The organism is Bradyrhizobium hereditatis (assembly GCF_020329435.1).
Lineage (GTDB): Bacteria > Pseudomonadota > Alphaproteobacteria > Rhizobiales > Xanthobacteraceae > Bradyrhizobium > Bradyrhizobium hereditatis.
Map to the genome: position 1 here is coordinate 122,926 of NZ_JAGKJK010000010.1, position 26,257 is coordinate 149,182.

20 protein-coding genes are annotated in these 26,257 nt (G+C 63.0%); 6 read left to right on the top strand and 14 right to left on the bottom strand.

The genetic code is table 11. From position 1 onward, the window contains the following. The first annotated feature begins 347 nt into the window (after window positions 1-347). Window positions 348-1,283 (top strand): SMP-30/gluconolactonase/LRE family protein, encoded by a 936-nt coding sequence (locus J6524_RS23320; protein WP_376712070.1) that lies wholly within the window; start codon window positions 348-350, stop codon window positions 1,281-1,283. Window positions 1,284-1,446: 163 nt separating this feature from the next. Here the strand turns inward: J6524_RS23320 and ppc are convergent, their stop codons facing one another. Together ppc and thiD are read right to left on the bottom strand one after the other, a co-directional pair. Further along, entirely contained in the window at window positions 1,447-4,239 is a 2,793-nt protein-coding gene (gene ppc, locus J6524_RS23325; protein WP_225674843.1) for a phosphoenolpyruvate carboxylase, read from the bottom strand. Between the two features lie 122 nt (window positions 4,240-4,361). Then, window positions 4,362-5,162: a bifunctional hydroxymethylpyrimidine kinase/phosphomethylpyrimidine kinase gene (gene thiD, locus J6524_RS23330; RefSeq protein ID WP_225674845.1), complete on the bottom strand. Its 801-nt coding sequence runs from the start codon at window positions 5,160-5,162 to the stop codon at window positions 4,362-4,364. A gap of 142 nt (window positions 5,163-5,304) precedes the next feature. Between thiD and J6524_RS23335 the strand changes: the two genes are divergently transcribed. Both J6524_RS23335 and J6524_RS23340 read left to right on the top strand, forming a co-directional pair. Further along, window positions 5,305-5,550 (top strand): Lrp/AsnC ligand binding domain-containing protein, encoded by a 246-nt coding sequence (locus J6524_RS23335; RefSeq protein WP_225674847.1) that lies wholly within the window; start codon window positions 5,305-5,307, stop codon window positions 5,548-5,550. Between the two features lie 420 nt (window positions 5,551-5,970). Continuing rightward, window positions 5,971-6,762: a J domain-containing protein gene (locus J6524_RS23340; RefSeq protein ID WP_225674849.1), complete on the top strand. Its 792-nt coding sequence runs from the start codon at window positions 5,971-5,973 to the stop codon at window positions 6,760-6,762. Window positions 6,763-6,783: 21 nt separating this feature from the next. Here the strand turns inward: J6524_RS23340 and J6524_RS23345 are convergent, their stop codons facing one another. After that, on the bottom strand, window positions 6,784-7,710 hold the full coding sequence (locus J6524_RS23345) for a c-type cytochrome (protein ID WP_225674851.1): 927 nt from the start codon (window positions 7,708-7,710) through the stop codon (window positions 6,784-6,786). 176 nt (window positions 7,711-7,886) lie between these two features. Here J6524_RS23345 and J6524_RS23350 point away from each other — a divergent pair, with 176 nt between their 5' ends. Next, entirely contained in the window at window positions 7,887-8,294 is a 408-nt protein-coding gene (locus J6524_RS23350) for a CHRD domain-containing protein (protein WP_225675243.1), read from the top strand. A 211-nt stretch (window positions 8,295-8,505) separates the two neighbouring features. Here J6524_RS23350 and J6524_RS23355 read toward each other — a convergent pair whose 3' ends face one another. The 7 genes from J6524_RS23355 to J6524_RS23385 all read right to left on the bottom strand — a co-directional run bounded on the left by J6524_RS23355 (window position 8,506) and on the right by J6524_RS23385 (window position 18,058). Continuing rightward, a complete protein-coding gene (locus J6524_RS23355) occupies window positions 8,506-8,952 on the bottom strand; it encodes a c-type cytochrome (RefSeq protein WP_225674853.1) in 447 nt (148 codons plus the stop codon). Window positions 8,953-9,056: 104 nt separating this feature from the next. After that, complete coding sequence (locus J6524_RS23360; protein ID WP_225674855.1) at window positions 9,057-11,366, bottom strand: xanthine dehydrogenase family protein molybdopterin-binding subunit; 2,310 nt, start codon at window positions 11,364-11,366, stop codon at window positions 9,057-9,059. A gap of 336 nt (window positions 11,367-11,702) precedes the next feature. After that, window positions 11,703-13,244 (bottom strand): murein biosynthesis integral membrane protein MurJ, encoded by a 1,542-nt coding sequence (murJ, locus tag J6524_RS23365; protein ID WP_225674857.1) that lies wholly within the window; start codon window positions 13,242-13,244, stop codon window positions 11,703-11,705. A 53-nt stretch (window positions 13,245-13,297) separates the two neighbouring features. After that, window positions 13,298-14,449, bottom strand: coding sequence for a DegT/DnrJ/EryC1/StrS family aminotransferase (locus tag J6524_RS23370; protein ID WP_225674859.1), 1,152 nt, complete (start codon window positions 14,447-14,449; stop codon window positions 13,298-13,300). Window positions 14,450-14,475: 26 nt separating this feature from the next. Further along, the gene (locus tag J6524_RS23375; protein ID WP_225674861.1) at window positions 14,476-15,492 is read right to left on the bottom strand and encodes a Gfo/Idh/MocA family protein; all 1,017 of its coding nucleotides are present in this window, start codon (window positions 15,490-15,492) and stop codon (window positions 14,476-14,478) included. Window positions 15,493-15,648: 156 nt separating this feature from the next. After that, the gene (locus J6524_RS23380) at window positions 15,649-17,061 is read right to left on the bottom strand and encodes a mannose-1-phosphate guanylyltransferase/mannose-6-phosphate isomerase (protein ID WP_225674863.1); all 1,413 of its coding nucleotides are present in this window, start codon (window positions 17,059-17,061) and stop codon (window positions 15,649-15,651) included. Between the two features lie 7 nt (window positions 17,062-17,068). Further along, on the bottom strand, window positions 17,069-18,058 hold the full coding sequence (locus J6524_RS23385) for an NAD-dependent epimerase (RefSeq protein WP_225674865.1): 990 nt from the start codon (window positions 18,056-18,058) through the stop codon (window positions 17,069-17,071). A gap of 182 nt (window positions 18,059-18,240) precedes the next feature. Between J6524_RS23385 and J6524_RS23390 the strand changes: the two genes are divergently transcribed. Together J6524_RS23390 and J6524_RS23395 are read left to right on the top strand one after the other, a co-directional pair. Then, the gene (locus J6524_RS23390; RefSeq protein ID WP_225674867.1) at window positions 18,241-19,206 is read left to right on the top strand and encodes a lysylphosphatidylglycerol synthase transmembrane domain-containing protein; all 966 of its coding nucleotides are present in this window, start codon (window positions 18,241-18,243) and stop codon (window positions 19,204-19,206) included. Between the two features lie 17 nt (window positions 19,207-19,223). Beyond that, a complete protein-coding gene (locus tag J6524_RS23395; RefSeq protein ID WP_225674869.1) occupies window positions 19,224-20,246 on the top strand; it encodes an MraY family glycosyltransferase in 1,023 nt (340 codons plus the stop codon). On the opposite strand, the gene J6524_RS23400 is transcribed toward J6524_RS23395, so the two are convergent. The 4 genes from J6524_RS23400 to rfaE1 all read right to left on the bottom strand — a co-directional run bounded on the left by J6524_RS23400 (window position 20,243) and on the right by rfaE1 (window position 26,254). Continuing rightward, a complete protein-coding gene (locus tag J6524_RS23400) occupies window positions 20,243-21,439 on the bottom strand; it encodes a glycosyltransferase family 4 protein (RefSeq protein ID WP_225674871.1) in 1,197 nt (398 codons plus the stop codon). The two genes, J6524_RS23395 and J6524_RS23400, sit on opposite strands and share 4 nt — an antisense overlap. A 48-nt stretch (window positions 21,440-21,487) precedes the next feature. Further along, window positions 21,488-23,404 carry an SDR family NAD(P)-dependent oxidoreductase gene (locus J6524_RS23405; protein ID WP_225674873.1) on the bottom strand — a complete coding sequence of 639 codons (1,917 nt, stop codon included), beginning with the start codon at window positions 23,402-23,404 and terminating at the stop codon, window positions 21,488-21,490. Between the two features lie 82 nt (window positions 23,405-23,486). Further along, the gene (locus J6524_RS23410; protein WP_225674874.1) at window positions 23,487-24,785 is read right to left on the bottom strand and encodes an O-antigen ligase family protein; all 1,299 of its coding nucleotides are present in this window, start codon (window positions 24,783-24,785) and stop codon (window positions 23,487-23,489) included. Beyond that, window positions 24,782-26,254: a D-glycero-beta-D-manno-heptose-7-phosphate kinase gene (gene rfaE1, locus J6524_RS23415; RefSeq protein ID WP_225674876.1), complete on the bottom strand. Its 1,473-nt coding sequence runs from the start codon at window positions 26,252-26,254 to the stop codon at window positions 24,782-24,784. Before rfaE1 ends, J6524_RS23410 begins: the two co-directional genes overlap by 4 nt. Window positions 26,255-26,257: the final 3 nt, after the last annotated feature.

Here is a 26,257-nt window from a genome sequence, read left to right on the forward strand (position 1 = left end):
GCGACCCGCTGGCTCGCAATGACGGAATCAGGTCGTTTCATACACGCCCGCCCGCTTTATGCCGGAATGCGGGCTGATGTTTTTCCTCCCAAACAAAAAATACACGGGAGGAAATCATGACAACCTCGCTGACCTTTTCCGATCCCCAGCAACAGGGCGGCGGCTTTGACCGTCGCAAGATACTGACGGGCGCAGCAGCGCTTGCCGCCTCCGCCGTGACGGTGAAGACGGCTTCTGCCGCCTCGGTCGCGCCGCTCGGCCAGACCGCCGCGCCGACCACGGCAACGCAGCCCCTGCCGCTCGGCCCGCTTCCCGGCGCCCGCTATCCGGATGCTCGCCTGGAGTCGATGAAGAAGCCGAAGGTTTCGTTCGGGCCGACAGGCTTTCCGGCCTTTGCCGGCACCATGGCGGTCGAGCGCGTCGCGACCGGGTTCCGCTGGGCCGAAGGCCCGGTCTACTTTCCGGCGGGGCGCTACGTGCTGTTCTCCGACATTCCCAACAACCGCATCATGCGCTTTTCGGAAGATGACGGCCATCTCAGCGTCTATCGGCAGCCGTCGATGAACTCCAACGGCAACACCATAGATCGCGAAGGACGCTTGATCACCTGCGAGCATTCCGGCCGCCGCGTGACCCGGACCGAACTCGACGGCTCGATCACCATCATCGCCGACAAATACAACGGCAAGAAGCTGAACTCGCCGAATGACGCGGTCGTCGCGGCCGACGGTTCGATCTGGTTCTGCGACCCAGCCTACGGTATCGGCGGCTATTACGAGGGCATCAAGGCCGAGCCCGAGCAGGAAAAGAAAAACGTCTACCGGGTGGATCCGAAATCCGGCGACATCAAGATGGTGGTCGATGACTTCGTGCAGCCGAACGGCCTTTGCTTCTCGCCTGACGAGAAGAAGCTCTATATCTGCGATACCGGCTTCACCGACGGGCCGGACAACCCGTCGCATATCCGCGTGTTCGATGTGGATCTCGCCGCCGGAAAGCTTTCGAACAGCAAGGTCTTTGCGGAGATGCCCAAGCCCAGCATTACCGACGGGCTGCGCTGCGACACGGCCGGGCGCCTTTGGTGCTCCGTAGGTTGGGGCGATCCGAACGAAGACGGCGTGCGCTGCTACACGCCTGACGGCGATCTCCTCGGCAAGATCCACATACCGGAAACTGTCGCCAATCTGTGCTTCGGCGGCCAGCAGCGGAATAGGCTCTACATCTGCGGCTCGTCATCGCTCTATGCCGTCTACACCAGTGCGCAAGGTGCGATGAAGCCGTGAGAGGCTCTGAGACGTCAACAGCGTCATAAAAGGCGGATCTACACTCACAGTCGTCATTGCGAGTAGCGAAGCGACGAAGCAATCCATCCATCCGCGTATTTGGAGAGGTGGATTGCTTCGCTTCGCTCGCAATGACGGGGCGAGGCCGTCGCGCCCCCTCACCTCACCCGCTATTCCGCAAGCCGGCCGATATACCGTTGATCGTAAGCTGAATCCCGCGCAGCACCTGTTCGTCCGGGTTCTGCGCGCGATGCTCCTTTAGCAGCTCCACCTGCACGTGGTTGAGCGGATCGAGATAGGGGAAGCGGTTGCGGATCGAGCGTTCGAGCAGCGGGTTGCCCTGCAGAAGCCGCTCGTGTCCCATGATATCGAGCAGCGTCTCGATCGAGGAATGCCATTCGCGCCGGATGCGCCCAAAGATGCTGTCGCGCAGCTTCACATCAGGCACCAGTTCGGCATAGCGCGAGGCGATCGCGATCGAGCTCTTGGCAAGCACCATGTCCATGTTCGACAATAGTGTGCGGAAGAATGGCCATTCCCGGTAGAGCTCCTGCAGGAACGGCATGCCCTGCTCCGGATGCTCCGCGATCCACGTCTCAACTGCAGAGCCGAAACCGTACCAGCCCGGCAGCATCAGCCGGCACTGCGCCCAACTGAACACCCAGGGAATAGCGCGCAGGTCCTCGATCTCGCGGGTCTTCTTGCGCGAGGCCGGGCGGCTGCCGATGTTGAGCGTCGAGATTTCGGTGATAACGGTTGAGCCCCAGAAATAATCGGCAAAGCCTTCGGTCTCGTAGACCAGCCCGCGATAGGCCTTGAAGGCGAGCGCCGAGAGCTGCTCCATCGCGGTCAGATATTCCTTGCGCGGCGCGCTCTGGCGCGGATGCAGCAGGCTCGCCTCCAACGTGGCCGCGGCGAGGATTTCCAGGTTGCTGCGGCCAACCTCAGGGTTGGAATATTTGCTGGAGATGATCTCGCCTTGCTCGGTGATGCGGATCTGACCGTTCACCGCGCCGCCGGGCTGCGCGATGATTGCGTCATAGGAAGGCCCGCCGCCGCGGCCGACCGAGCCGCCGCGGCCATGAAACAACCGCAGCCGGACGTGGTGGCGCTCGAACACTTCGACCAACCCGATCTCGGCCTTATAGAGCTCCCAGCCCGAGGTGACGAAGCCGCCATCCTTGTTGCTGTCGGAATAGCCGAGCATCACTTCCTGAATGCCGCCGCGGCTGTCAACGAGACGGCGGTAATCATGCAGCGCCAGCATCCGGTCCATGATGCCGGCAGAGGCCTGCAAATCTTCGATGGTCTCGAACAGTGGCACGATGTTCACGGCGCTGCGGCCGGACGGGTTGATCAGCCCGACTTCCTTGAGCAGCACCGCCACCTCCAGCATGTCGGACATGCCCTTGCACATGGAGATGATGCATTGGTGGATGACGTCGGGTCCGAACCGCGCATGCGCCTCGGCGGCGGCGCGAAACACCGCGAGCTCTCCTAGCGTCTCCTCGCTGTACTTGACGAAGACCGAGCTGAGCGGTCTGGCGCTGCGCAGCTCGCTGAGCAGCAGATTGACGCGCGCCTCCTCGCCCAAGGCCATGTAGGACATGCCAGGAATCGCCGCATCGAGCAGCTCGGCCACGGTGCGCTCATGCACTGCGGAGTTCTGCCTGATGTCGAGCCGGGCGAGGTGGAAGCCGAAGCAATCCACGGCCCGGCGCAGCAGCCGCAGCCGCCCGCGCGCGATCACGCCGGAATTGTTGGCAATCAGCGAACGATCGAGCACGTCGAGATCGGCTTTGAATTCTTTGGCGCTGGCGTATGGCGCGGCTTCGCCAACCGGCCGGCGCGCGGTCTCCACATCGAGCCGCAGCGCGGTCGCGGTCAGCCTCGCATAGATGCCGGATACCGCGAGGCGATAGGGTTCGCCGCTCCGGTGCGGCGAGGTATCGGGCGAGCGCTCGGCCAGCGCGCGCAATTCGTCGGAGACATCGGCAAGATGCGCCGCCAGCGACAATTCCGAGCCAAGGACATGCAGCTCTTCCAGATAGAAGCTCATGATGCGGCTCGACTGCAGGCGCAGCGTGCCGCGCATCACGTCGGCCGTGACGAATGGATTGCCGTCGCGATCGCCGCCGATCCAGCTTCCCATGGTCAGGAACGAGGCCAGCTCGCCCGGCGCGCCGCCCTCTTCCTGGTTCAGCCGGTCTTCCAGCGCACAATGCAGGCGCGGCACCTCGTGCAGGAAGGTGTAGTCGTAGAACGACAGACCGTTCGAGACTTCATCCAGCACTGTCAGCTTGGTTCGGCGCAAGAGATTGGTCTGCCACAGCGTCAGCACGGCGCGGCGCAGCTGCTCGTCGCAGGCCTCGGCTTCCTCCGCGGTGAGCTGCACCCGCTCGCGGCGGTCGAGCAGCGCGGCGATCTCCATCTCGCGGTCCATCGTGCTCTTGCGGCGGACTTCCGTCGGGTGTGCGGTCAGGACCGGGCTGACCTGCGCGTCACGGAAGAAGCGGCGCAACTCGGCGGCACCGATGCCGGCCGCCTTTGCATGCGCCAGCGTCTGCGTCAGCGTGCTCGGACGCGGTCCCGCGGGGCCTCGCCCGCGCATCTGGCGGATATTGTTCTGGTCCTCGGCGATGTTGGCGAGGTGCGAGAAATAGCTGAAGGCGCGAACGATCCGCAGGGTGTCAGCGATCGACATGCTGTCGAGGATGGTCTCGAGCTCGCGCCGCGCCAGCTTGTCTTCATCCCGGTGGAATCGGATCGAGGTCTGCCTGATGCGTTCGACCAGGTCGAACACCTCGGCGCCCTCCTGGTCGCGGACGGTATCGCCGAGAATGCGCCCGAGCAGCCGGATATCCGTCCGCAGCCGGGCATCCTCCTCCAGCGCCAGCGCCTCGTCGCTGCGATTGGACCGGGCCTCGGTCTGGGATGGCATGGTCTCGGAAGACATCGGCTCGCACCCTCAGAAACTGGCCGGCTGTCCGAAGTGTGCAATTTTTTTGCCGCAGTGCAAGATAAACATGGAGGCACCCCAACAACTGTCCTCGCAAAGGCGGGACAGCAGAGCGGGCCTCAATAGAACTTGTGAAAATGATGGACCGGGCCGTGCCCGCGGCCGACGCTGAAGCGGTCTGCGGCGGCGATCGCGGCAGTGACCCAGGTCTTGGCGTTGCGCACGGCGGTCTCCATGCCCTCCCCCTTTGCGAGCCCCGCGGCAATCGCCGAGGACAATGAGCAGCCGGTGCCATGAGTGTTCTTGGTCGCGATGCGTGGGGCGGTCAGGGCGATGGTGCCGCTAGCAGTGAAAAGATAGTCGGTGCTTTCAGCGCCCTCGCCGTGACCGCCCTTGATCAGCACAGCCTCGCATCCCAGGGCCAGCAGCCGCCTGCCTTGATGTTCGATCGCGGCCGTATCTCGTGCCATCGGTTCGTCAAGCAAAGCGGCGGCTTCCGGCAAATTCGGCGTGATCACCGACGCCAGCGGGATCAGCCTGGTTCGCAGCGCGTTGACCGCCTCTTCCGCGAGCAGCCGGTCGCCCGAGGTTGCAACCATGACCGGATCGAGCACGACATGTTTCGGCGACCAGCGCTTCAGGCCCGCCGCAATGGCATCGATCACCGGCACCTGCGCCACCATGCCGATCTTGACGGCGCCGACGATGAGATCGGAGAACACCGCATCGATCTGCGCCGTCACAAACTCCGCCGGCACCTGGTGGATGCCGCTCACCCCTTGCGTATTCTGCGCGGTCAGCGCCGTGATCACCGAGGCGCCGTAAGCGCCGAGCGCGGCAAACGTCTTCAGATCAGCCTGAATACCGGCGCCCCCTGAGGAGTCGGAGCCGGCGATGGTCAGCGCGATCGGAATAGTCATTAGAAGTCTCGTGAAAATGCGGCGTTCAGGCCGATGTTCGAGCCACCGCTTGTCCTAACGCGCCCTCCTGTTGGCAGCAAGCTGGCTTGCCATCATCTGCGGTTTTTGGCCTATTGGGCCAACCTATTCGGAGACGACAGCGATGGTTCCCTTCTTCGTCCAGATCAAATGCAAGCTCGGCCAATCCTATACCGTCGCTAATGCCCTTGCAGAGGCCGAGATCGCCTCGGAGATCTATTCGACCGCCGGCCATTACGATCTGCTTGTCAAATTCTACGTCGACAAGGACGTCGATATCGGCCACTTCGTCAACGAGAAGGTGCAGGTGATTCCGGGCATCCAGGACACCCACACCATCATCACCTTCAAGGCATTCGGCACGGGTTAGCACCCGCCGCTGACTTTACCGGCGCGCGACCACGCCAGCGGTCTCCGGGAGCGCGCTGCTGTCCGAAACATTGGTCACCGTCCATCCGGCTGAAGGCTCATCGCCGTGTGGCTTGCCGATCGCTGCGATCAACGCCGCCTTCGGCCGCCTCGCCACTGTCAAGCGAAGCACGTGCCCCAGGCCGCGTCCTGGCGCGCAGCGCCTGCGATGGATCTCGGGGCTGGAACCTTCTGCGGCGCCCTGCTAGGCTCGGCCGAATAGCTTCGTGGCAACATATGGTTAACGAGGATCCCTGACGGCACTGTTTTGCCATATGAGGATCATCCTACCGCCTTGAAGTTTTTCATTAGATTGGGCGTCGTCAATCGGAAGCTCCGCGGCGGGGACATTCCGAGGGGGAACAGTCGCGAGTACCACCAAATGGGGACGCTGTACGATTTGCTCGGAGCGCTTCCGAGTGATGACGCCGAGGAGTTGCGGACCGCGTTCCGCAAGGCCGCGAAGGCGACGCATCCCGATTTGAACCCCGACAATCCAGAGGCTGCGCAGAGGTTCAGGGAGCTGGTACGCGCCTACGACATCCTGACCGATAACGAGCAGCGCGCGACCTACGATCATCTGCTCGCCATCGCGCTGCAGCCGGAGCCGGCCACAAAGGCGACCCGCACCTACGAGACCATGCACAAGGTCGCCTCAAACACCATGGCGGCAACGATCATCTCGGCGGTGCTGGTGGGCGGCTACACCCTGTTCGGACTTTTTTCAAAGCCCGTCGCGGCGGAAATGCCTGATGGCGTGCAACAGCTCGCCGCGCTGCAGCCCGATACTCCCGCTCGGGACGAAGCCCGTAGCCAGCAAGAGAAGGACGTTTCGATCACTGGAGCAGCCACCTTGGCCGCTGAGCCCCCGGCGAAAGAAACCGGCGCCACGCCAATCGGCCGTTTCGAGCCGGTCGCGCCCTTCGCCACGTATAATCTCGGGGTACAGTATTATCCGCGCTTCGCAGCCGCCTATTTCGATCGCGGGTTTGTGCTGTATCGCGCCGGCGACTTCGACCGCCCGCTCGCCGATATCACGTCAGCTAAACGACCCACGGAATTGAAGCGGACCAAGAATGCCGCATCGCCTGCGCCCGTGCCACGCAAGCCGTTGATGATCGTGCCCTCGCTGCCGGAAAGGCGCGAGCCGATGACCGCCGCCTTGACGCCCTGACGGCGCGCGGCGTCACCGCTGTCAACCTTCCTTTGCTTTTGTCGGCCGCGGTGGCCCTTCGACCGGCGGCAGCGATTTCACGTATTCAGCGATCGCCGCGCGATCCTCAGCTGGCAATTGCGATGTGTTCTTGATTACGCGGACCATCGATCCGCCGGCAGTGTCGCCATCCGGCATCTGCCCCGTCTCGAGGAAGTAGGCGATATCATTCGCACTCCACTCGCCCAATCGCTTCTGGGTGATGTTGGGCACCCAGCCCTCGCCCTCCGGATTGGGCCCCCCGGCAAAGCGCTGCGCCTCGACGATGCCGCCGAGAAAATTGCGCGGGCTGTGGCACTCGGCGCAATGGCCCAGACTGTTGACGAAATAGGCGCCGCGATTCCATGACGCCGAGCGCGAGGCGTCCGCGACAAGAGGCTTGCGATCCATGAACAACCATTTCCATACGCCGATGTTGCGGCGGATGTTGAATGGAAACGGCACATCGTGATCGCGCGGTTTGCCGCTCACCGCCGGCAGCGTCTTCAGGTAAGCGAAGAGATCGCGCACGTCATCCACGGTGGCGAACTGATACGACGTGTAGGGAAATGCCGGAAAATAATGCGCGCCATCCGGCGACGTCCCCTTCAGCACCGCGGTGACGAAATCCGCTTCGCTCCAGCGGCCAATGCCGTAAGTGGGATCGGACGAGATGTTGGGAACGTAGAACGTCCCGAACGGCGAAGGCATTGCGAGCCCGCCGCCGAGATTCAAGCGATCAGGCTGGTTGGGTACGGCGTGGCAGGAGGAGCAGCCACCTGCATTGAACGCTGTAAGGCCATTGGCGAGGTTCGGCGTGCGCGGCGGCAGCGAAGCCGCCGCAACAACAGCCGGGATCGTCAGCCACCAGTAAACGCCGGCGCCAATGGCTCCGATCAAAATCAATCCGAAGAGAACTCGTCGCAGCATTCACAGATCCGTCATCAAGCGTCTCACAATGAACAGTATGACGTAGTTTGCGCCATAGGCTTCCACGAAATTTCGCGGGTCATGGTCATTTCGGGAATAAACTCGGGAAGCCATTGTTTTGAGGGTGACACAGCCGTTTGACGTCAACAGGGAGAAACACCTTGTCGAACAAGACCATGCTTGTCACGCTTGCGCTGGGGGCAGCGATCGGTTTTGCCGGGCCCGCCTTTGCCGACAAGATGAAGGCGACGCTCGACGGCAAATCCCAGGTGCCGCCCAACACCAGCACAGCTACCGGCACCGCCGACATCGACTACGATCCTGCCAGCAAGAAGTTGAGCTGGAAGCTCTCCTATTCCGGCCTGTCCGGCCCCGCCACCGCCGCACATTTCCACGGTCCCGCGGAAGCCGGCAAGAATGCCGGCGTCGCTGTCGCCATTCCAAATGCAGCATCGAGCCCGGTTGAGGGCAGCGCGACGTTGACCGATGCGCAAGCCGCAGACCTCGTGGCCGGCAGGTACTACATCAACATTCACACCGCAGCCAATCCGGGCGGCGAAATTCGCGGCCAGGTTACGAAGTAAATCAAGTCACCAAAGTAAATTTGGTGACGAAGTAGATAGGTTCGAACGCGAGTAAACAAGAACAAGAAAAGGCTGACACAAAAGGGCAGACGCTACGCGGCGTCCGCCCTTTTTGAGTCAGAGTATGATCCGGAAAAATGTGTAACGGTTTTCCCTCGCGACAAACGCGGAACGCATTTGCGCGGAGATCATGCTCAAAGTTAGAATGCGATCAGCCTTTCTTGATCCGGTATGTCTCGTGGCAGCCACTGCACTGTTTGCCGATGACCGGCAGTTCCGCCCTTAGCGTGTCGAGATTCTTGACCTTGCCTTTGGCATCGGCGACGACCTTGGCGAAGTTCTTAATTTGGGTCTCGAAGCCGGCCTTGTCTTCCCAGATTTTCGGCGAGGGATCGTAATCACCCTCCATCTTAAGACCTTTCATGCTCTCGGGAAACAGCGTCGGAAGGGCCTTGGCGGTGTCTTCGAACTGGGCCAGCGCGGCATTGACGGTCGACTGGTCGTAGGGCTTTTCGCCCTTGACCATCGCCGACAACGCGCCCGCGTTCTTGCCATTGTCCTTCATCATGGCCTGGGTCCGCTTGACCTGATCCTGCTGCGCAACGACCGCACCGGCACTGAATGCAAGCACAGCTGCGACGACGACGATCCGCTTCATTGGCTGAATTCCCTTCAATTCGGGTTTGCACCGGCCGCAAGATAGTGCGGACCGGCTGTTTGCAAACACCGCAGGCGGAGCTTCATTCCGCCTGCGACAAAATATCAGAGGTTATGCCGTTTCTGCGCCTCGCGGATCGCGATCCAGACCCGTTCCGCCGTGGCCGGCATATCGATGTGGTCGATCTTGTACTCGCGCCACAACCCCTCGATGATCGCATTTACCACTGCGGGACAGGAGCCGATCGCGCCCGCCTCGCCCGCGCCCTTGACGCCGAGCGGATTGGTCGTGCACGGCACGTTGTGCGTTTCGAAATGGAATGACGGCCCGTCGGACGCCCGCGGCACCGCATAGTCCATGAAGGTGCCGGTGACGAGCTGGCCATCGGTTGCGCTATAGACCGCCTGCTCCATCAAGGCCTGACCGATGCCCTGCATCGCCCCGCCATGCACCTGACCGGCGAGCAACAGTGGATTGAGCGTCACGCCGAAATCATCGACGATGACATAGTTGATGATCTTGATGATGCCGGTTGCCGGATCGATCTCGACCTCGGCGAGATGCGTGCCGTTCGGATAGGTGCCGTCGGCTTGCGCGAAAGTCGCGCTCGCATTCAGTTTCGAAGAGTCGACGCCCGGACGTTTTGCGAGGTCTGCAAAGCTGATCGAACGATCGGTGCCGGCGATGCGCACGACGCCATTGCTGATCTCGAGGTCGCCGGCGCTGGTCTCCAGCGCCTCGGCCGCGATCTCCTTCAGCTTGTTGCCGAGCTCGCGCGTGGCGCGCTCAACGCTGACGCCGCCGGTCGGAATCGACGACGAACCGCCGGTCCCGAGACCCGTGGGGATCTTATCGGTATCGCCCTGCAGGACGTGAACACGCTCCGGCGGCACGCCGAACTGTTCGGCGACGAGTTGCGCGTAGGCCGTCTGGTGGCCCTGCCCGCTCGACTGGGTGCCGATCAGGATATTGATGTCGCCATTGGGATCGAGCGCGACATTGGCGGTCTCTTCACCCATGGTGCCGCAGACCTCGACATAGCTCGCCATGCCGATGCCGCGCACGAGGCCGGCCTTCTTCGCGGCCTTGGCGCGCTTGGGAAATTCTTTCCAGTTGGCGACCTCCATTGCGCGTTTCATATGCGCCGTGAAGTCGCCGGAATCGTAGACCTTCCCGGTCGCGGTCTTGTACGGCATCGCCTTCGGCGAAATGAAGTTCTTGCGCCGGATCGCATCCGGCGTCATGCCAAGCTTTCGCGCGGCCGCGTCGACCAGGCGTTCGACCACATAGGCCGCTTCAGGACGGCCGGCACCGCGATAGGCATCGACCGGCACGGTGTTGGTGAACACCGTGCGGACGCGGCAATGGAAGGCCTGGATGTCGTAAAGCCCGGGCAGCATGCCGGCGCCGCCATGCGGAATGTACGGCCCGAAGGTCGAGAGATAGGCGCCCATATCGCCCATCAGGTCGACGTCCATGCCTAAGAATTTGCCGTCTTCGGCGAGCGCCATCTTCGCGGTCGTGACATTGTCGCGCCCCTGCGCGTCGCCCATGAAGTGATCGGAGCGATCGGCGGTCCATTTGATGGTCTTGCGCAGCTTTTTCGCGGCCACCGAAATCAGCGCGTATTCGCGGTAGGGAAACAGTTTGGTGCCGAAGCCGCCGCCGACATCGGGGCAGATCACGCGCATCTTTTCCATCGGGATCTTCAGCACCATGCCGCACAGGATCTCACGCAGACGATGGCTGCCCTGGCTGCCGACCGTCAGTGTCAGATGATCGCGCTTGGCGTCGTATTCGGCGACCGCGGCGCGCGTCTCCATGAAGTTGGTGATGACGCGCGGATTGACGACCGTTATTTCGGCGACCGCATGCGCCTTGGCAAAGGCGTCTTCCGCCGCCTTCTTGTCGCCGACCGACACGTCGAACAGCACGTTGCCGGGCTTGTCGGGCCACACCTGCGGCGCGCCCGGCTTGACGGCATTGGCGACGCCGACCACCGCCGGCAGCGGCGTCCATTTGACATCGATCGCCTCGATCGCGTCGCGCGCCTGATCGACGGTGTCAGCGACCACGAAGGCGACGGCGTCGCCGACATGGCGCACCTCGTCCTTGACGAGGATCGGGTATGGCGGGCTGGTGAACGGATCGGTCTCCAGGTTGAACAGGCACGGCAGATCGCCGAGATCGGCGACTTCCGCCGCGGTCAGAATCAATGCCACACCCGGCATCCCGCGGGCCTTGGTGACGTTGATGGTGAATTTCGCATGCGCATGCGGCGAGCGCAGCATCAGCGCGTGCAGTGCCGGCGCCGGCGAGTGATCATCGGTATAGCGACCCTTGCCGCGGATGAGCGCGTCGTCTTCCTTGCGGAGAACGCTTTGACCGACGCCGAACTTGATGGGAGCTGCCATCTTGTCTCCAATTCCCCTTAGCGCGTGATGATTGTTCGTGGAAACGTCACCGCGCTCACTTTTGTTGTTGAGCATGATCCCTTTCGGGAAAGCCGGTCCCCGCGTTTTCCGGATCACGCATCTGGAAGCGTTCTATATTGCAGCGGTTCGCGAGCCAGCGCAAATCCGCTTGCTGCCCCGACCGTTATTCCAGCGGCCGGATTTTCCGCATCTGCACAACAAGAAAAATTGATGATGCCCGACCCACAATGCCGACGCCTTGCCGGCGTGCGGACATGAACTGAGTCAACGCGATCGCCGCGCGAATTCCAGAAAATTTCTTTTATTCACAAAAGTTTAGACCCGGGATTGGCGATCACGGATCAGCACGAACAGCCATCCCCTGCCGAACAGCAGAAGGATGGCGACCCCATAAACGAACGCGCCGGCCACGATCAGCAGCAGCAGCGAAGTCTCATCGCGGAAGGCGTGCATTTGCGCGAAATAGAAACTGGCGAATCGGGCGGTGCCCCATAGCCCGGCGGCCAGGATGGCTCCTGCCGCGGCAAACTTGGCAAGCGACGTCAACCAGCTACGGTCCAGTTCGAGGTAGCCGGCCCGCACCGCGAAGGCGAGCACCAAGAGCAGATTGACCCAGGCACCGATGGCGGTAGCGAGGGCAAGACCGATCTGCGCCAGCGGGCCCATCAGCGCAATCTTGAGCGCCACGTTGACGGCGACGCCGGTCAGCGCCGCCTTGACCGGCGTCGCCGTGTCGTGGCGGGCATAGAAGGTCGCCACCGCGCTGCGGATGGTCACGAACGGAATGAGCCCGATCGCATACGCCGCCAGTGTGGCGCCCGCAGCCATCGCATCCGCCTTTGAGAACGCCCCCCGGGCGAACATCGCGCGCATGATGACATCAGGCACGGTGAGGAAAGCGGCGACGAACGGCACCGAGAACAACAATGAGAATTCGAACGCCCGCCGCTGCGCGGCGGATGCGCCGGCGACATCGTTCGCGGTGAGGCGCCGCGACATTTCCGGCAATAGCACGGTGCCAATAGCAATTCCGATCACGCCGATTGGCAACTGAAAGAGGCGGTCGGCGTAGTACAGCGCCGAAAGCGCGCCGGCTGCCAAAAAGGTGGCGATGATGGTATCGGCGAACATTGCGATCTGCGTTCCCATTGACCCGATGGTCGCAGGTCCGAGGGCTCGAAAGAACGCCCGAACGTCCTCGTCGAGCCGAGGTATGGCAAACTTCGGCAGGATCCCGGTCCTTGCCGCGTCGCCGGCCAGCAGCAGGAATTCAAGTATGCCGGCGAGCAGGACGCCCCACGCGGCGGCGTAGCCCGCGCCGGGAAAAAACGCAGCCAACGCCAACGTCGCCATCATCGACAAATTGAGAAAGATCGGCGCCGCGGCTGCGCTGGCGAAGCGGTGCATCACGTTGAGCATCCCGCCATACAGCGTCACCAGCGTGATCAGCAGCAGATACGGAAACGTAATCCGCGTCAGCGATATCGCGAGTTCACCGCGCGCCGGATCGTCCTTGAAACCCGGCGCGAGAATCGCGATCACCTCCGGCATGAACCACCAGGCCAGAACCAGGAGGATGAGCTGGACGGCAAACAGCAGCGTGAAGATGCGGTCGGCGAACAGCCGCGCCGACGCTTCGCCCTTGCCGTGCAGATGCGCATAGGCCGGCACGAAGGCGGCGTTGAAGGCGCCCTCGGCGAAGATCGCGCGAAAATGATTGGGCAGCCGCAGCGCCACGAAAAACGCGTCCGCCACCGGTCCCGCGCCGAGAATGGCGGCAAGCATGATGTCGCGCGCGAATCCGGTCAGCCGCGACAGCAGCGTGTACCCACCGACGGTGAAGATGCGTCCGAGCATGCGCCGCTTCTAGCGCATATTCGCCAAACGGTGAAATCAGAACGACGGCGAAATCAGGCGGAAAGCGCGCCGCGCACCGCCTCGATCACCCTCGCCTGCGTCACCTCGTCGAGATAGGCGTGAATCGGCAGGCTGATGACGTTGCCTGAGAGCTTTTCGCTCACCGGCAGGCCACCGTCGGCGACCGGGAAATCACGATAGGCGGTCTGCTGATGCATCGATTTCGCATAATAGACCATCGTCGGGATGCCCTGCGCCTTCAGCGCCCCGGCGAAACCGTCGCGATCGGTACCTTTTGGCAGGCGGATGGTGTACTGCGCCCAGACCGAGGTGCATCCCTCGGCAAGGCGCGGCACGGTCACGACATTGTCGAGGCCGCGCGCATAACGCTCGGCGACGCGGTTGCGCGCCGCGATCTCATCGTCGAATATCTTCAGCTTCTCGATCAATACCGCCGCCTGCATGGTGTCGAGCCGTCCGGTCAGGCCGAGGCGGACGTTGTCGTATTTGTCTGAGCCCTGGCCGTGCACGCGGATGCTGCGCAGCGTCTCGGCGAGCTTCTCGTCATTGGTAAAGATCGCGCCGCCGTCGCCGAAGCAGCCGAGCGGCTTGGTCGGAAAGAAGCTGGTCGCGGTCGCAAGCCCGAGAGAGCCGATCCGCCGCCCCTTGTAGCTCGCGCCAAATCCTTGCGCGGCATCGTCGAGTACGAACAGGCCTTCAGCCTGCGCGATCGCGCCGATGGCGTCATGGTCCGCGCTCTGCCCGAACAGGTCGACCGGAATCACGCCGACCGGCTTCAGCCCGCGCTGCCTTGCGGTCGCAATGCCGCGCTTGAGCGATTCCGGATCGATGTTGAAGGTGGTCTCATCCACATCGACGAATACCGGCGTCGCGCCGGTCAGCGCTACCGCTTCACCGGTTGCGCAGAACGTGAAGGATGGACACAGCACGGCATCGCCTGGGCCGACCTTCTTTGCCATCAGCACCATCAGAAGCGCATCCGTGCCGCTTGCGCAGCTCACGACATGCTTGGCGCCAGAGAATTCGGCCAAGGCTTTCTCCAGCACCGTCACTTCCGGACCGTTGATGAACAGGCAATGGCTCATCACGCGCGAGATCGCCTCGTCGATCGATGCGCCGAGCCGCTGGCGCTGCGAGGCGAGGTCGTAGAAGGGAACGGGTTCTGAGCGCATGTGCTGGTTCATGGAGCCTTGCTTGGCCTTAAAGGAGTTCAGCCGACGACGCGGCGCGGTCCCTTGCGCACGGCAGACGCCGCAGGCTTGGCCGGCTGCTCAAGGCAGCGGATCGCGATTTCGAGGCTGGCAACGCCCTCGTCGCCGGAAACCGCCGGCGCATTGCCGGTGCGGACGGCATTGAGAAATGCGATCAGTTCGGCGCGCAGCGGCTCATCATGGCCAACCGGCAGATGGCGCATCGAGTAGCTGCCATCGGGCTTGAAGCCGAAGCACTCCGTGACCTGCCGTGTCAACAGATCGCCCATCACATACTTGCCGCGCGTCGCAACGGTGACGCTGCGCGCCTTGAACGGCGTCAGCCAGTTGGTGTTGATGTGGGCGAGCACGCCGGAGGCGGTGCGGAACTGCAACAGGGCGATGTCCTCACGCTCGGCGACCGCGCTGGAGAGCTGCGGCTGCACCTCGACGATATCGGACTCGGTGAACCAGCGGATCAGATCGATATCGTGCACGGCGAGATCAATCACGACACCGACATTCGACATCCGCGGCGGAAACGGTCCGACGCGGGTAATGCCGATCGAAAGAATGTCCTCGCCCGAGATCGCCTGCTTGATCGCGGCGACCGCCGGGTTGAAGCGCTCGACATGACCGACCATCAGCGTCACGCCGGCGCTGCGCGCGGCAGTGACGATGTCCTCGCCCTCTTCGACCGTGGAGGCGACCGGCTTCTCGACCAGGATGTGGATATTGCGTCTGATGCAGGCGAGCGCGATCTCGTGATGCAGATGAGTCGGTGCCGCAATGGTGATAGCGTCGACGCCTTCGTCGAACAGCTCTTCGAGAGTGGTGAAGGCACGGCAACCGGCGAGCGCGGTGGCGCGCGCGCGGTGCTCCGGCAACGGATCGACGATGCCCACCAGCGTCACGCCCGGCAGACCGGCCAGCACGCGGGCATGGTTGCTGCCCATCACGCCCGCCCCTACGACGCCGACGCGCAAGCCACGTTTCGCATCGGCCTTCGCGTCAGATGCGGACCTTACGGAACTCATGATGTGTAGACCCCCAAGCAGATTCGGCAGCCGGTACTTCCCCCAGCGGTTCTCTAGCATGCCGTCACAGACCTGGCGAAATGCGATCGGCGGTTTTCGGACACGTTTTGATTCAAACGGTTACAACCGCCTAGTCGGTAGAACTACGGTCCCCGCTCAACTGCGCCGGTAGTCGTCCTCGATGCGGATGATGTCGTCCTCGCCGAAATAGCTGCCGGTTTGGACCTCGATCAGCTCGAGCTGAATCTTGCCGGGATTTTCCAGCCGGTGCACCGCGCCGATCGGGATGTAGATCGATTCGTTCTCGTGCACGGTCTTTACCAGTTCGTTAACGGTCACCTGCGCCGTGCCGCGCACCACGATCCAGTGCTCGGCGCGGTGGTGGTGCTTCTGCAGCGACAGCCGCCCACCGGGCTTGACGATGATGCGCTTGACCTGGTGACGGTCGCCATTGTCGACCGACTGGTAGGATCCCCAGGGCCGGTGCACCCTGATGTGATCTTCGGTCACCTGCGGCGCGACCGTCTTCAGTTTGGCGACCAGCCGCTTCAGTCCGTTGGCATCCTTTTGCCGGGAGACCAGCACCGCATCCTGGGTGGCGACTACCACCAGATCATCGACGCCTTCGAGCGCGACCAGTGCGCGGTCGGTCGCGACGTTGCAATTGCGGGAGTCCTCGAACACCGCCGCACCGCGCGCCGCGTTGCCGTCGCCGTCCTTGGCGGACAATTCCCACACCGCATGCCAGGAGCCGACATCGGACCAGCCGCACGCGACCGGCACGACCGCTGTGCGCGAGGTCTTTTCCATCACCGCATAATCGATCGAGATCGATTTCGCCGAACCGAACGCGGCCTCGTCGAGCTTGACGAAGCCGAGATCGGTGCCGGCTTTCGCCACCGCATCAGTGACGGCTTTGACGCTGTCCGCATCGACGTTGCGATATTCGTCGAGCAGCACGGCGGCGCGGAACATGAAGTTGCCGCTGTTCCAGAGATAGCCTGACTTGACGTAATCAGCCGCGGTTGCCGGATCCGGCTTCTCGACGAACCTCGCAACCGCGCGAACCTTGCCGGAAATGAGCTCGCCGGGATTGATGTAGCCATACTCGGTGGCGGCGCGTTCGGGCTGGACGCCGAAAGTGACGATGTGCTCGACTTCCGCCGCAGCCAATCCCTCGCGGCAGGCAGCAAGGAAGGCTGGCGTGTCGCGCACCACGTGGTCGGCGGCAAGCGCCAGCACGATCGCATCCTTGTCGCGCGCCTGTGCGAACGCGGCGCCCGCCGCAATCGCAGGGCCGGAGTCACGCCGCATCGGTTCGAGCAGCACGTCGGCCTCTAGTCCGATCTCCGCCAGTTGCTCGAGCACCATGAAGCGATAGGCGTTGTTCGTGATCACAATCGGCCGCTCGAACAGATCAGCGTCCGAGACCCGCAGCAGCGTGTCCTGGAACGTCGAGCGCGCCCCGAACAGCGAGATGAACTGCTTGGGGTGAACCTCGCGCGAGGCCGGCCACAGCCGCGTTCCCGCGCCGCCGCACATGATCAGGGGAATAATTCGTCGGTTCATCGGCGCCTCAAATCCTGTAGTAGCCGCGATACCAGGCAACGAAGTCGGAAAGCCCGTCCTCGATCGAGGTCTGCGGCGAAAAGCCGGTATCACGCATCAGTTCGGTTACGTCAGCGAAAGTCTCGGTCACATCTCCGGGCTGCATCGGCAACATTTCCTTGATCGCGGTGCGGCCCAACTCGCGCTCCAGAACCGCTACCACATGGGTCAGCTCTTCCGGATGATTATTGCCGACATTGTAGACTTTTGCGAGCGGCCCGGCCGCCTCGCCGCCATCGCGCGGAGGCTGGTCAACCAGTTTCACCACGGCACGGGTCGCGTCCTCGACATGGGTAAAGTCGCGCCGCATCCTGCCATGGTTGAAGAGCTTGATCGGGGTGCCCTCCACGATCGCCTTGGTAAAGAGGAAAACCGCCATGTCGGGCCGGCCCCATGGCCCGTAAATGGTAAAAAAGCGCAAGCCCGTCACCGGGAGGCGGTAAAGATGGCTGTAGGAATGCGCGATCAGCTCATTGGCCTTCTTGGTCGCGGCGTAGAGGCTGATCGGATGGTCGGTCCTGTCCTGCACCGAAAACGGCTGCTTGGTGTTGGCCCCATAGACCGATGAGGACGAGGCGTAGACCAGGTGACCGCAGCCATGATGCCGGCACCCCTCCAGCACATTGACGAAGCCGGCAAGATTGGCGTCGACATAGGCATGCGGATGATCGATCGAGTAGCGCACACCGGCCTGCGCCGCGAGATGTACCACCCGCGCAAAGCGGTGCTCGGCGAACAGGCGTTCCACTGACGCGCGATCGGAAAGATCGATCTGTTCGAACGCAAAACCCTGATTCTCGCGCAGGACATCAAGCCGCGCGCGTTTCAGCGCCGGGTCGTAATAGTCGTTGAGATTGTCGAGGCCGACCACGGCGCGACCTTCGGCCAGCAGGCGGCGGGCAACGTGAAAGCCGATGAAACCCGCAGCTCCTGTGACCAATATGGATGGATCCGGCATCGTATCCTTGAAAGCACCGCTTTACGGCTGGAATGTCTGTCCCCGGGGCCTCTTTACCCGTGTTGCCGAGGCCGCCGCAACACCTACCAGGGCGCTATTGCCAGAACGGCTCGAAAACCATACCAAGGCGCCCGAATTGCATCGCTTTTTGCACCCACTTCCCCCAAACCGGCACGGGCGAGATGCGCCGAATCCTGCTTTCGACATTGAAGATATTGGTCTCGGCGGCGCTCCTCTACTTCTCGCTGCGCAAGGTCGATCTGGCCGACCTCGTCGCCCGCATCGACGTATCAAGCCTTGGCTGGATCGGGGCCGCGATCGCCGTCACGTTCCTGCAAATCTTCATCGGCGTTTTGCGCTGGCGCGAGATCAGTGCCGAATGCGGCGCGCCGCTGCCGATCCGCCAGGCGATGCGCTTCAATGTGATAGGAACCTTCTTCAACCAGACGCTGCCCTCCTCGATCGGCGGTGACGCTGTCAGGCTGTGGCTGGTGGCCCGCAACGGCGCCGGCTGGCGCGCGGCGACCTATTCCATCTTCGTCGACCGTGCCATCGGCTTGATCGCGCTCGCCGTGGTCATCGTGGCGAGCCTGCCCTGGAGCTATCGCCTGATTACCGATCCCCACGGCAGATCGGCGCTGTTGCTCGTCGATTTCGCAGCGCTGGCCGGCGGCCTCGGGTTTCTCCTGCTCGGCAGGCTCAAATGGCCGTGGCTGAAGCACTGGTGGGGCACCCATCATATTCACGCCTGCTCTGTCATCGCCAACCGCGTGCTGTTCAGCCGCGTTCACGGCCCGAAAGTCGCGGTGCTGTCGCTGCTCGTACACGTGCTTGCCGTCGTGATCGCCTGGTGCGTGGTGCAGTCGATCGCAGCCCCCGTGGTGTTCGGCCAGATTTTCCAGCTCGTTCCTCCCGTGATGCTGATCACCATGCTGCCGATCTCGATTGCCGGCTGGGGTGTCCGCGAGGCCACCATGGGGCTGGCGTTCGGTTATGCCGGTCTGATGGCCAATGAAGGCGTCAATATCTCGCTGCTCTATGGCGCGGTATCCTTCATCGTCGGCTTGATCGGCGGCTTGGTCTGGATCCTCAGCGCCGAGAAGGCCGCGCAAGGTGCGGTGCCGATCGAAGTTCCCCAAAAATCGTAACGCTCCGCGCGGTTAGAATGGCCAATTCGCAACTATTGCTGTCGTTTGCCGCAGCGGTGCCCGCTGCGCTGCTATCAGGCGTCCTGACATGGGCGATCCGACCACTGATGGTGCGGATCGCGCTGGCAAAGCCGAATGCGCGCTCCTCCCACCGGGTGCCAACGCCGCAAGGTGCGGGCATTGCGGTGATCGCGGCCACGCTGATCTCCGCTGTCGCTGCCATCGCGCTCGTCGGGATGGCGCAGACGACCATTCCGATCGCCGTCTTTGGCGCGACTATGTTCATCGCGGCCGTGGGCCTTGCCGATGACGTCAAATCCATACCCGTCGTGCCGCGGCTGTTGCTGCAGGGGATCGCCGTCGCGGCAGTCATCTTTGCCGCGCCGGAAACGCTGCGAATCGCTCCGGCCTGCCCGCTCTGGATCGAGCGCGGCCTGTTATTGCTCGCAGGCCTGTGGTTCGTGAATCTCGTCAACTTCATGGACGGCCTCGACCTGATGACGGCAGCCGAGATCGTTCCAATCGCCGGTGCGCTCGTCCTGCTCGGCTGGCTCATCGACCTTCCGGCGTCTGTGACGATCACTGCCGCGGCGCTGTTCGGGGCGATGCTTGGCTTCGCGCCTTTCAACCGGCCGGTCGCAAAAATCTTTCTCGGCGATGTCGGCAGCTTGCCGATTGGCCTGCTCGTCGGCTGGTGCCTGCTGCAGCTCGCCTGGCATCAGCACGTGACCGCCGCGCTGTTGCTGCCGCTCTATTATCTTTCCGATGCCACCGTCACGCTGTTCCGACGCATGGCGCGGCGCGAGCCGTTCTGGGCGGCGCATCGCACCCACTTCTACCAGCGCGCCACCGACAACGGCTTCTCGGTGCGGCAAGTGGTGGGTGAGGTGTTCGCACTCAATCTTCTGCTGGCCGCGCTGGCGATCGGTTCGGTCATGACGTCGTCGACCACGGTCGCCATCCTGCTTTTCGCAGTCGGCGGCATCGCCACGGCGTTCCTGATGCGCCGCTTCTCGCGGCCGCGGCCGTCCGCTGGTTAAGGTCTCTTTGCGAGTTCGGAGATCAGGCTGGCGTACCCGGTGATGGCCGTGTTGAAATCGTAACGCCTGGATATCTCGGTCGCACGTTCGGCCCTCTGCGTGTCGTCCGAACCTGCCGCGCGACGCACCGTCTCGGCCAGTTCATCCGCCCTGCCCGGCGCCACGACCCAGCCGATATCGTGCTCGGTCACCGTCAACGCCGCCTCGGCGTCCACTTCGGAAACCAGGATCACCGGACGGCCGATCGCCAGCAAATTGTAGAACCGGCTCGGCACCGATACGCCGGCGACATTCTTGCGGTAGGGAATGATCCAGGCATTGGCGGCCGACAGAAACGTCTCCAGCTGCTCGTCCTCGACGCGGTCCACCAATGTGACGTTGGGAAGCTTGGCTTCGCCCTGCATGGCCTTCAACCGGTCGAAACCCATTCCCCAGCCCGACAGCAGAAAATGAATGTCGCCGTTATCGCGCAAGAGACGTGCGGCCTCGAACACGATGACGGGATCATGGGTAAAGCCGAGATTGCCGGATAGCCCGACAACGTAGCGGGCGGAAAGCGCGCGGCGATACGGATTATCAGGCGTGATGGCGCGAACGCCGGGTGCAAGCGTCGCCCAGTTCGGAATGAAACGGATCTTGTCGCTGGTCACTCCGCTATAACGCAGCAAGAGCTTTTCGGTATCGCGGCCGATGATGACGATGGCGTCGAGCGCGCGAAACATCGGTGCGTTCAGGGCATGCATGGCCTTCGCCAGTAGCGAATCCGGCTTCAGGAGGCCCGCCATGATGAGGACGTCGGGGTAGAGATCGTGCATGACCAGCACCGATCTCGCGCCTTTCAGTTTCACGGCGGCGGCAAACGCGTAAGGCAGCATAAAGGGAGCTGGAACGGTGAGCGTGACGTCGCCGCGCCGCAGCCGCGCCAGCATCGCAACGAACGTCCTCGCCGTGAACAGCAGTTCGGCCAAAGCGCGCTTGAGCAACGCGGCCTTGCCGGGCATCCAGTTCCTGACCTCGATGACCTCAGGCTTGCCGGCAGCCGCCGCGGTGGCGGAGCCTGCCGTTCCCGACAGCACCAGAACGTCGGCGTCTTGCGCCACGCGCTCTGAAATCGCCGCCATGATGGCGGCCGTCGTGCTCGGATCCGGCGGATAGTGCTGGCTGACGACGACGACTTTGCCCGATTTCTGCATGATGGCTTTTCGAAGCGGCTGCGCATTGTGCGCGAGCACTGAACAAGATCAGGCGGCGTGCGATCCGAATTCAGGCACGGCATCCTTGAGCACCGCACGGATGGTGGAACGGTCGTCCCGCGCAATCGCCTCCTCCAGCGCCGCGAGCCATTTGCGCAATGTCTGCATCGGCGGTTCGTTCGGCTTGGCCGCCATGATGCCGGCAACCCCAATCTCCACCGGCGGCTCTTCGCTCGCGAACAGGATCTCATTCAGCCGCTCGCCCGGCCGCATGCCGGTGAACACAATCTCAATATCGATGCCGGGCTCGAGGCCGGACAGGCGGATCATTCGCTCGGCCATCTCCACGATCTTGACCGGCTGTCCCATATTGAGCACGTAGACGGACACATCCGGCCGCGCCGGCGTCAGCGCATGCGTCGCTGCGGTCAGCACGAGATCGCAGGCTTCGCGGATGGTCATGAAATAGCGGACCATGTCCGGATGCGTCACCGTGACCGGGCCGCCGGCCTCGATCTGCGCCTTGAATTTCGGCACCACCGATCCGTTGGAGGCGAGCACGTTGCCGAAGCGCACCGAAATCAGCCGCATGTGCGGCTTGCCGCCCGATTGTGTCATCAGGTCGTGATCGAGCGCCTGGCAATACATTTCAGCAAAGCGCTTAGTCAGGCCCAGCATCGAGACCGGCTCGATCGCCTTGTCGGTCGAGATCATCACCATCGCCTCAGCGCCCGCCGCCTGCGCGGCATCGGCGACGTTGACGGAGCCGAAGATGTTGGTCTTGACGCCCTCGCTCCAGTCGCGCTCGAGGATCGGCACGTGCTTGAGCGCCGCGGCATGAAACACGATGTCGGGCTTGAATTCCTTCATCAGGTTCATGATCCGGTCGCGATCGCGGATATCGGCAATGCGGCCCTCGATGGCGGCATTGGTGGCACGCGCCGTCAGCGCCTCGGTGACCGCATAAAGCGCCGGTTCCGAATGTTCGATCACCAATAGACGCGCCGCGCCGAAAGTCGCAACGCGGTCGCAAATCTCTGAACCGATCGAGCCACCACCGCCGGTGACGATCACCGCCTTGCCTCGCACCAAGGCTTCGAGCCGCGCATAGTCGATCTTCTCACTCGGTCGCAGCAGGAGATCCTCGACGGCGACGTTGGTCAGGCGCGGCACGTCGCCGCTTTCGAGCGACGGCAGGCGACTGACGAATAGGCCAAGCCGCTTGGCCCGCATCAGAACCGCCTCGGGATGGGCCTCCGGTTCGAACGCCGACGGGGTCATGACCATCCGAGAAATCGGCTTTCCCCGCCCGGCATAGTCGCGGATCACGTCCTCGATATCGTCGATGCCTCCGAGCACGGGCACGTTGCGGATCGATTGTCCGCGGTCCGCGGCCGACGGCGACAGCACGCCGATCGGCCAAAGCTGCTTGACGGCGCCGCTCTCGATGGCGCGGAGCAGCACCTCCGCATCGGCCGCGCGACCGATCAACAACGTCGGCGACGCGCCTTCGGTCCGGGCATGGCGGCGAACACGGGTGTAACGGAAATAACGGTAGCCGAAGCGCAGCGCACTCAGCGTGAAGACCTGGAGGAACCAGTAGAGAACGATGGTGATACGGCCAAACAGCACCGGCGCCTTGCCGCCCGATGCTCCGAAAATGAAGGCATAGTCCAGCACGACCAGTGCTACCGTCAGAACGGTCGCCACGCGCAGGATGTTCAGCGCGTCGGGGAGCGAAATGAACCGCCATTTCGTCGTCGTCAGATTGAAGACGTAGCAGATCACGACGCTGAAAGCGACGAACAGCGGTAGAATACGCAGCACCAGCGGCAGGCGCTCATAGAACGCCTCGCCGCCATCGAATCTCAAGTAGAAGCTCGCAAGCAACGCAACCGCCGTCGCCAGCGCGTCATGCGCTGCGATCAGGTAATTGCGACGGGTCAGTTGCGAAAGAGGTGTCATTCCAATGGTCGGCGGCGAAACGGAGGATTCGTGGCAGGTCCTTAGTCCGCTGATATCTTATCTGCGGCGTGCATGCCAGCGATCATGGCCGAACAATTTCGGGAGGTTCCCTGGCCTCGTCACGAGATCTGGCGCGCAACACCATGCCGCCGGCCACCCCGACGCCCAGCACATACATCCAACCTTCATGAAAATCGGAGATGTGTGAGTTGAAAAGCGAGGTGAAAATATTCTGTACGACGACCAGCAATCCGATCCAGGCCACTAGCCCGTCGCCGCGAAATAGCCGCAGATGCACCCACCACATCGCGTATAGCAGGATGATCCCGGCGATGCCCCATTGAACCGCGATGTTCAGTGTCTGGTTGTGTGGATTGTTGATGATCTGTCCTGTGGCGCTGACGGTGCTGCCGGTGGCAGCCCGCTCGAACAATCTCTGTGTCGAACCGGTGCCATGCCCGATCACTGGCGCCTCGGCAAAGAAGCGAAGCGACTTCTTCCAAAACTCGAGTCGCAATCCGAGTGCGGTTGGGACATTTTCCGTCGTGTAGAGCCGGTAGTCACGGGAGAAGGTATTGACCGTCTGTTGCAGTTGCGGCGACGTGGCGAAGGCCAGCGCCGCGATGACGGCCAGTCCGGCGAACATCAACAAGCTGGTTCGCCATTTCAGGTGAAGCACGGCGAACACCGCAAGCATGATCGGGATCGTGACCATCGCCGTTCGCGAGACGATGACAAACGACATATTGAGGATGAAGCCGAGCGAGATTGCGCCCAGCATCAGCGCCAGCCAGAGCCGCTTCGCCTGCACAAGGCGGATGATCGGATAGGCCAGCGCCACCGCACACAGCGCGAACTCCTGGCTCTGGGCGATGTAGTTCTTGACGAAGATACCGCGTCCCCCGGCTTCGCCGGGCGCCTTCAGCGAAAGGCTGGGCTCGATCGCCACTAGCCACGACACGATCATCAGCAGGACACAGGAGACCAGGAACGCGATAAAGACCCACATCCCGCGGGATGACCGTTCAAAATGATAGAACAGCCCCGGCAACACCAGAAGCTTCAGCATGTGACCGAGGGCATAGAACCGGGTGCCCCACGCCGCGTCCGACCAGAGCGTGCCGACGGCAGCAAGACCAGCCAGCGCCAACGGCAGATAGCAGATCGGCTGCGCTAGGAATCGCGCAAAAGCCCGCCAGTCCATCACCCAGGCCATGGCGCCGAGCCAACAAGGTACGAAAATTCCCGGCAGGGTCGTGGACCACGGCAGCGTGAGCACCGCCAGAATGGCGAAGACATCTGCGACCGTCGTCCACGTCGCCTGGTCACGCCAATCCCGCCGTTTCCGCGGCTCCAGCACCGGCATCGCATCCACGCTCATGTCTTGCCTCCCCGCGCGCGGCCGACCAGCGATGTCGTGCTGTGGCCGGGCAGAATGTCGACGAGCATGACCTGGCCGCCGGCCGCCTCGACGATCTCATGGCCGACGACCTGCTCGCGGGTATAGTCGCCGCCCTTGACCAGCACGCTCGGCCGCACTTTCGTGATCAGATTGATCGGCGTGTCTTCCTCGAAGATCGCGACGAGATCGACGGCCTCCAGCGCCGCCAACACTTCGGCGCGCGCGCGCTCGTCCTGCACGGGCCGCCCCTCGCCTTTCAGCCGCTTCACCGACGCATCGCTGTTCAGACCGACTATCAGGCGGTCGCAAGCGCCGCGCGCCGCCGTCAGCACCTTGACGTGGCCGGGGTGCAGAATGTCGAAGCAGCCATTGGTGAAGCCGATGCGCAATCCCTGCCGGCGCCAGTCCTCAAGATGCGCATCGAGATCGCCGCCAGCAGGCACGATCTTCTCTTCGGCCGCGAGCGAGGCATGCGGCAGGATCTTCCGCCGCAGTTCCGCCGCGGTCACGGTCGCGGTGCCCTTCTTGCCGACAGTTACGGCCGCCGCCGCATTCGCTACCCGTAGCGCGGTCTCCCAATCGGCCTTGGCCGCCAGCGACAGCGCAAGCGCCGCGACCACCGTATCGCCCGCGCCTGACACGTCACGCACCTTGACCGGCAGCGCCGGCACGTGGATGGCTTCGCCGCCGCGCAGCACCAGCGTCATGCCGTGCTCGCTCTGCGTCACCAGCATGGCCTCGCAATCGGCTAGATACATCGCGTCCTGCGCCGCACCCGCAATGTTCTGCTCAGTATCGGCACGGCTGCGTGTAGCCTCCGCAAATTCCTTGCGGTTGGGCGTCAGCAGCGTGGCGCCGCGGTAGATCGCGAAATTAGCGCTTTTGGGATCGACGATCACGCCCTTGCCAAGCTTCTTGGCGGCATCGATGATGTTGCGGATGACGCGCGCCGTCAGCACGCCTTTGGCGTAGTCGGATAGCAGCACGATATCGGCGCGCGGCAGGTGCGGCAGGACGGCGTCGATCAGCCGTTGTTCGGTCGCCGGCGAGGCTGGCGTCGCCAGCTCCCAATCCGCGCGCAGCATGTGGGTGGAAAAATGCTCGGAAACGAAGCGCACCTTGCGCGTCGTCGGTCGGGAAGAATCCGAGACCAGCACCGCCTCGATCAGCTTCTCCTGCGCCAGATCGGCCTTCAGTTTCGCGCCCGCCTCGTCCTCGCCGACCAGGCCGGCAAAGATGCAGCGCCCGCCGAGAGAAGCGATGTTGCGCGCGACATTGCCGGCGCCGCCGACATTGCTCTCGCTGCGCTGGACGGCGATGACGGGCGCCGGCGCTTCCGGCGAAACACGCGACACCTCGCCATAGACGAACTCGTCGAGCATGAGATCGCCGACGCAGAGCACGGTCTGACGGCGGATCGCCTGGCTGAGGGCTTCGAAATCGAACATCTG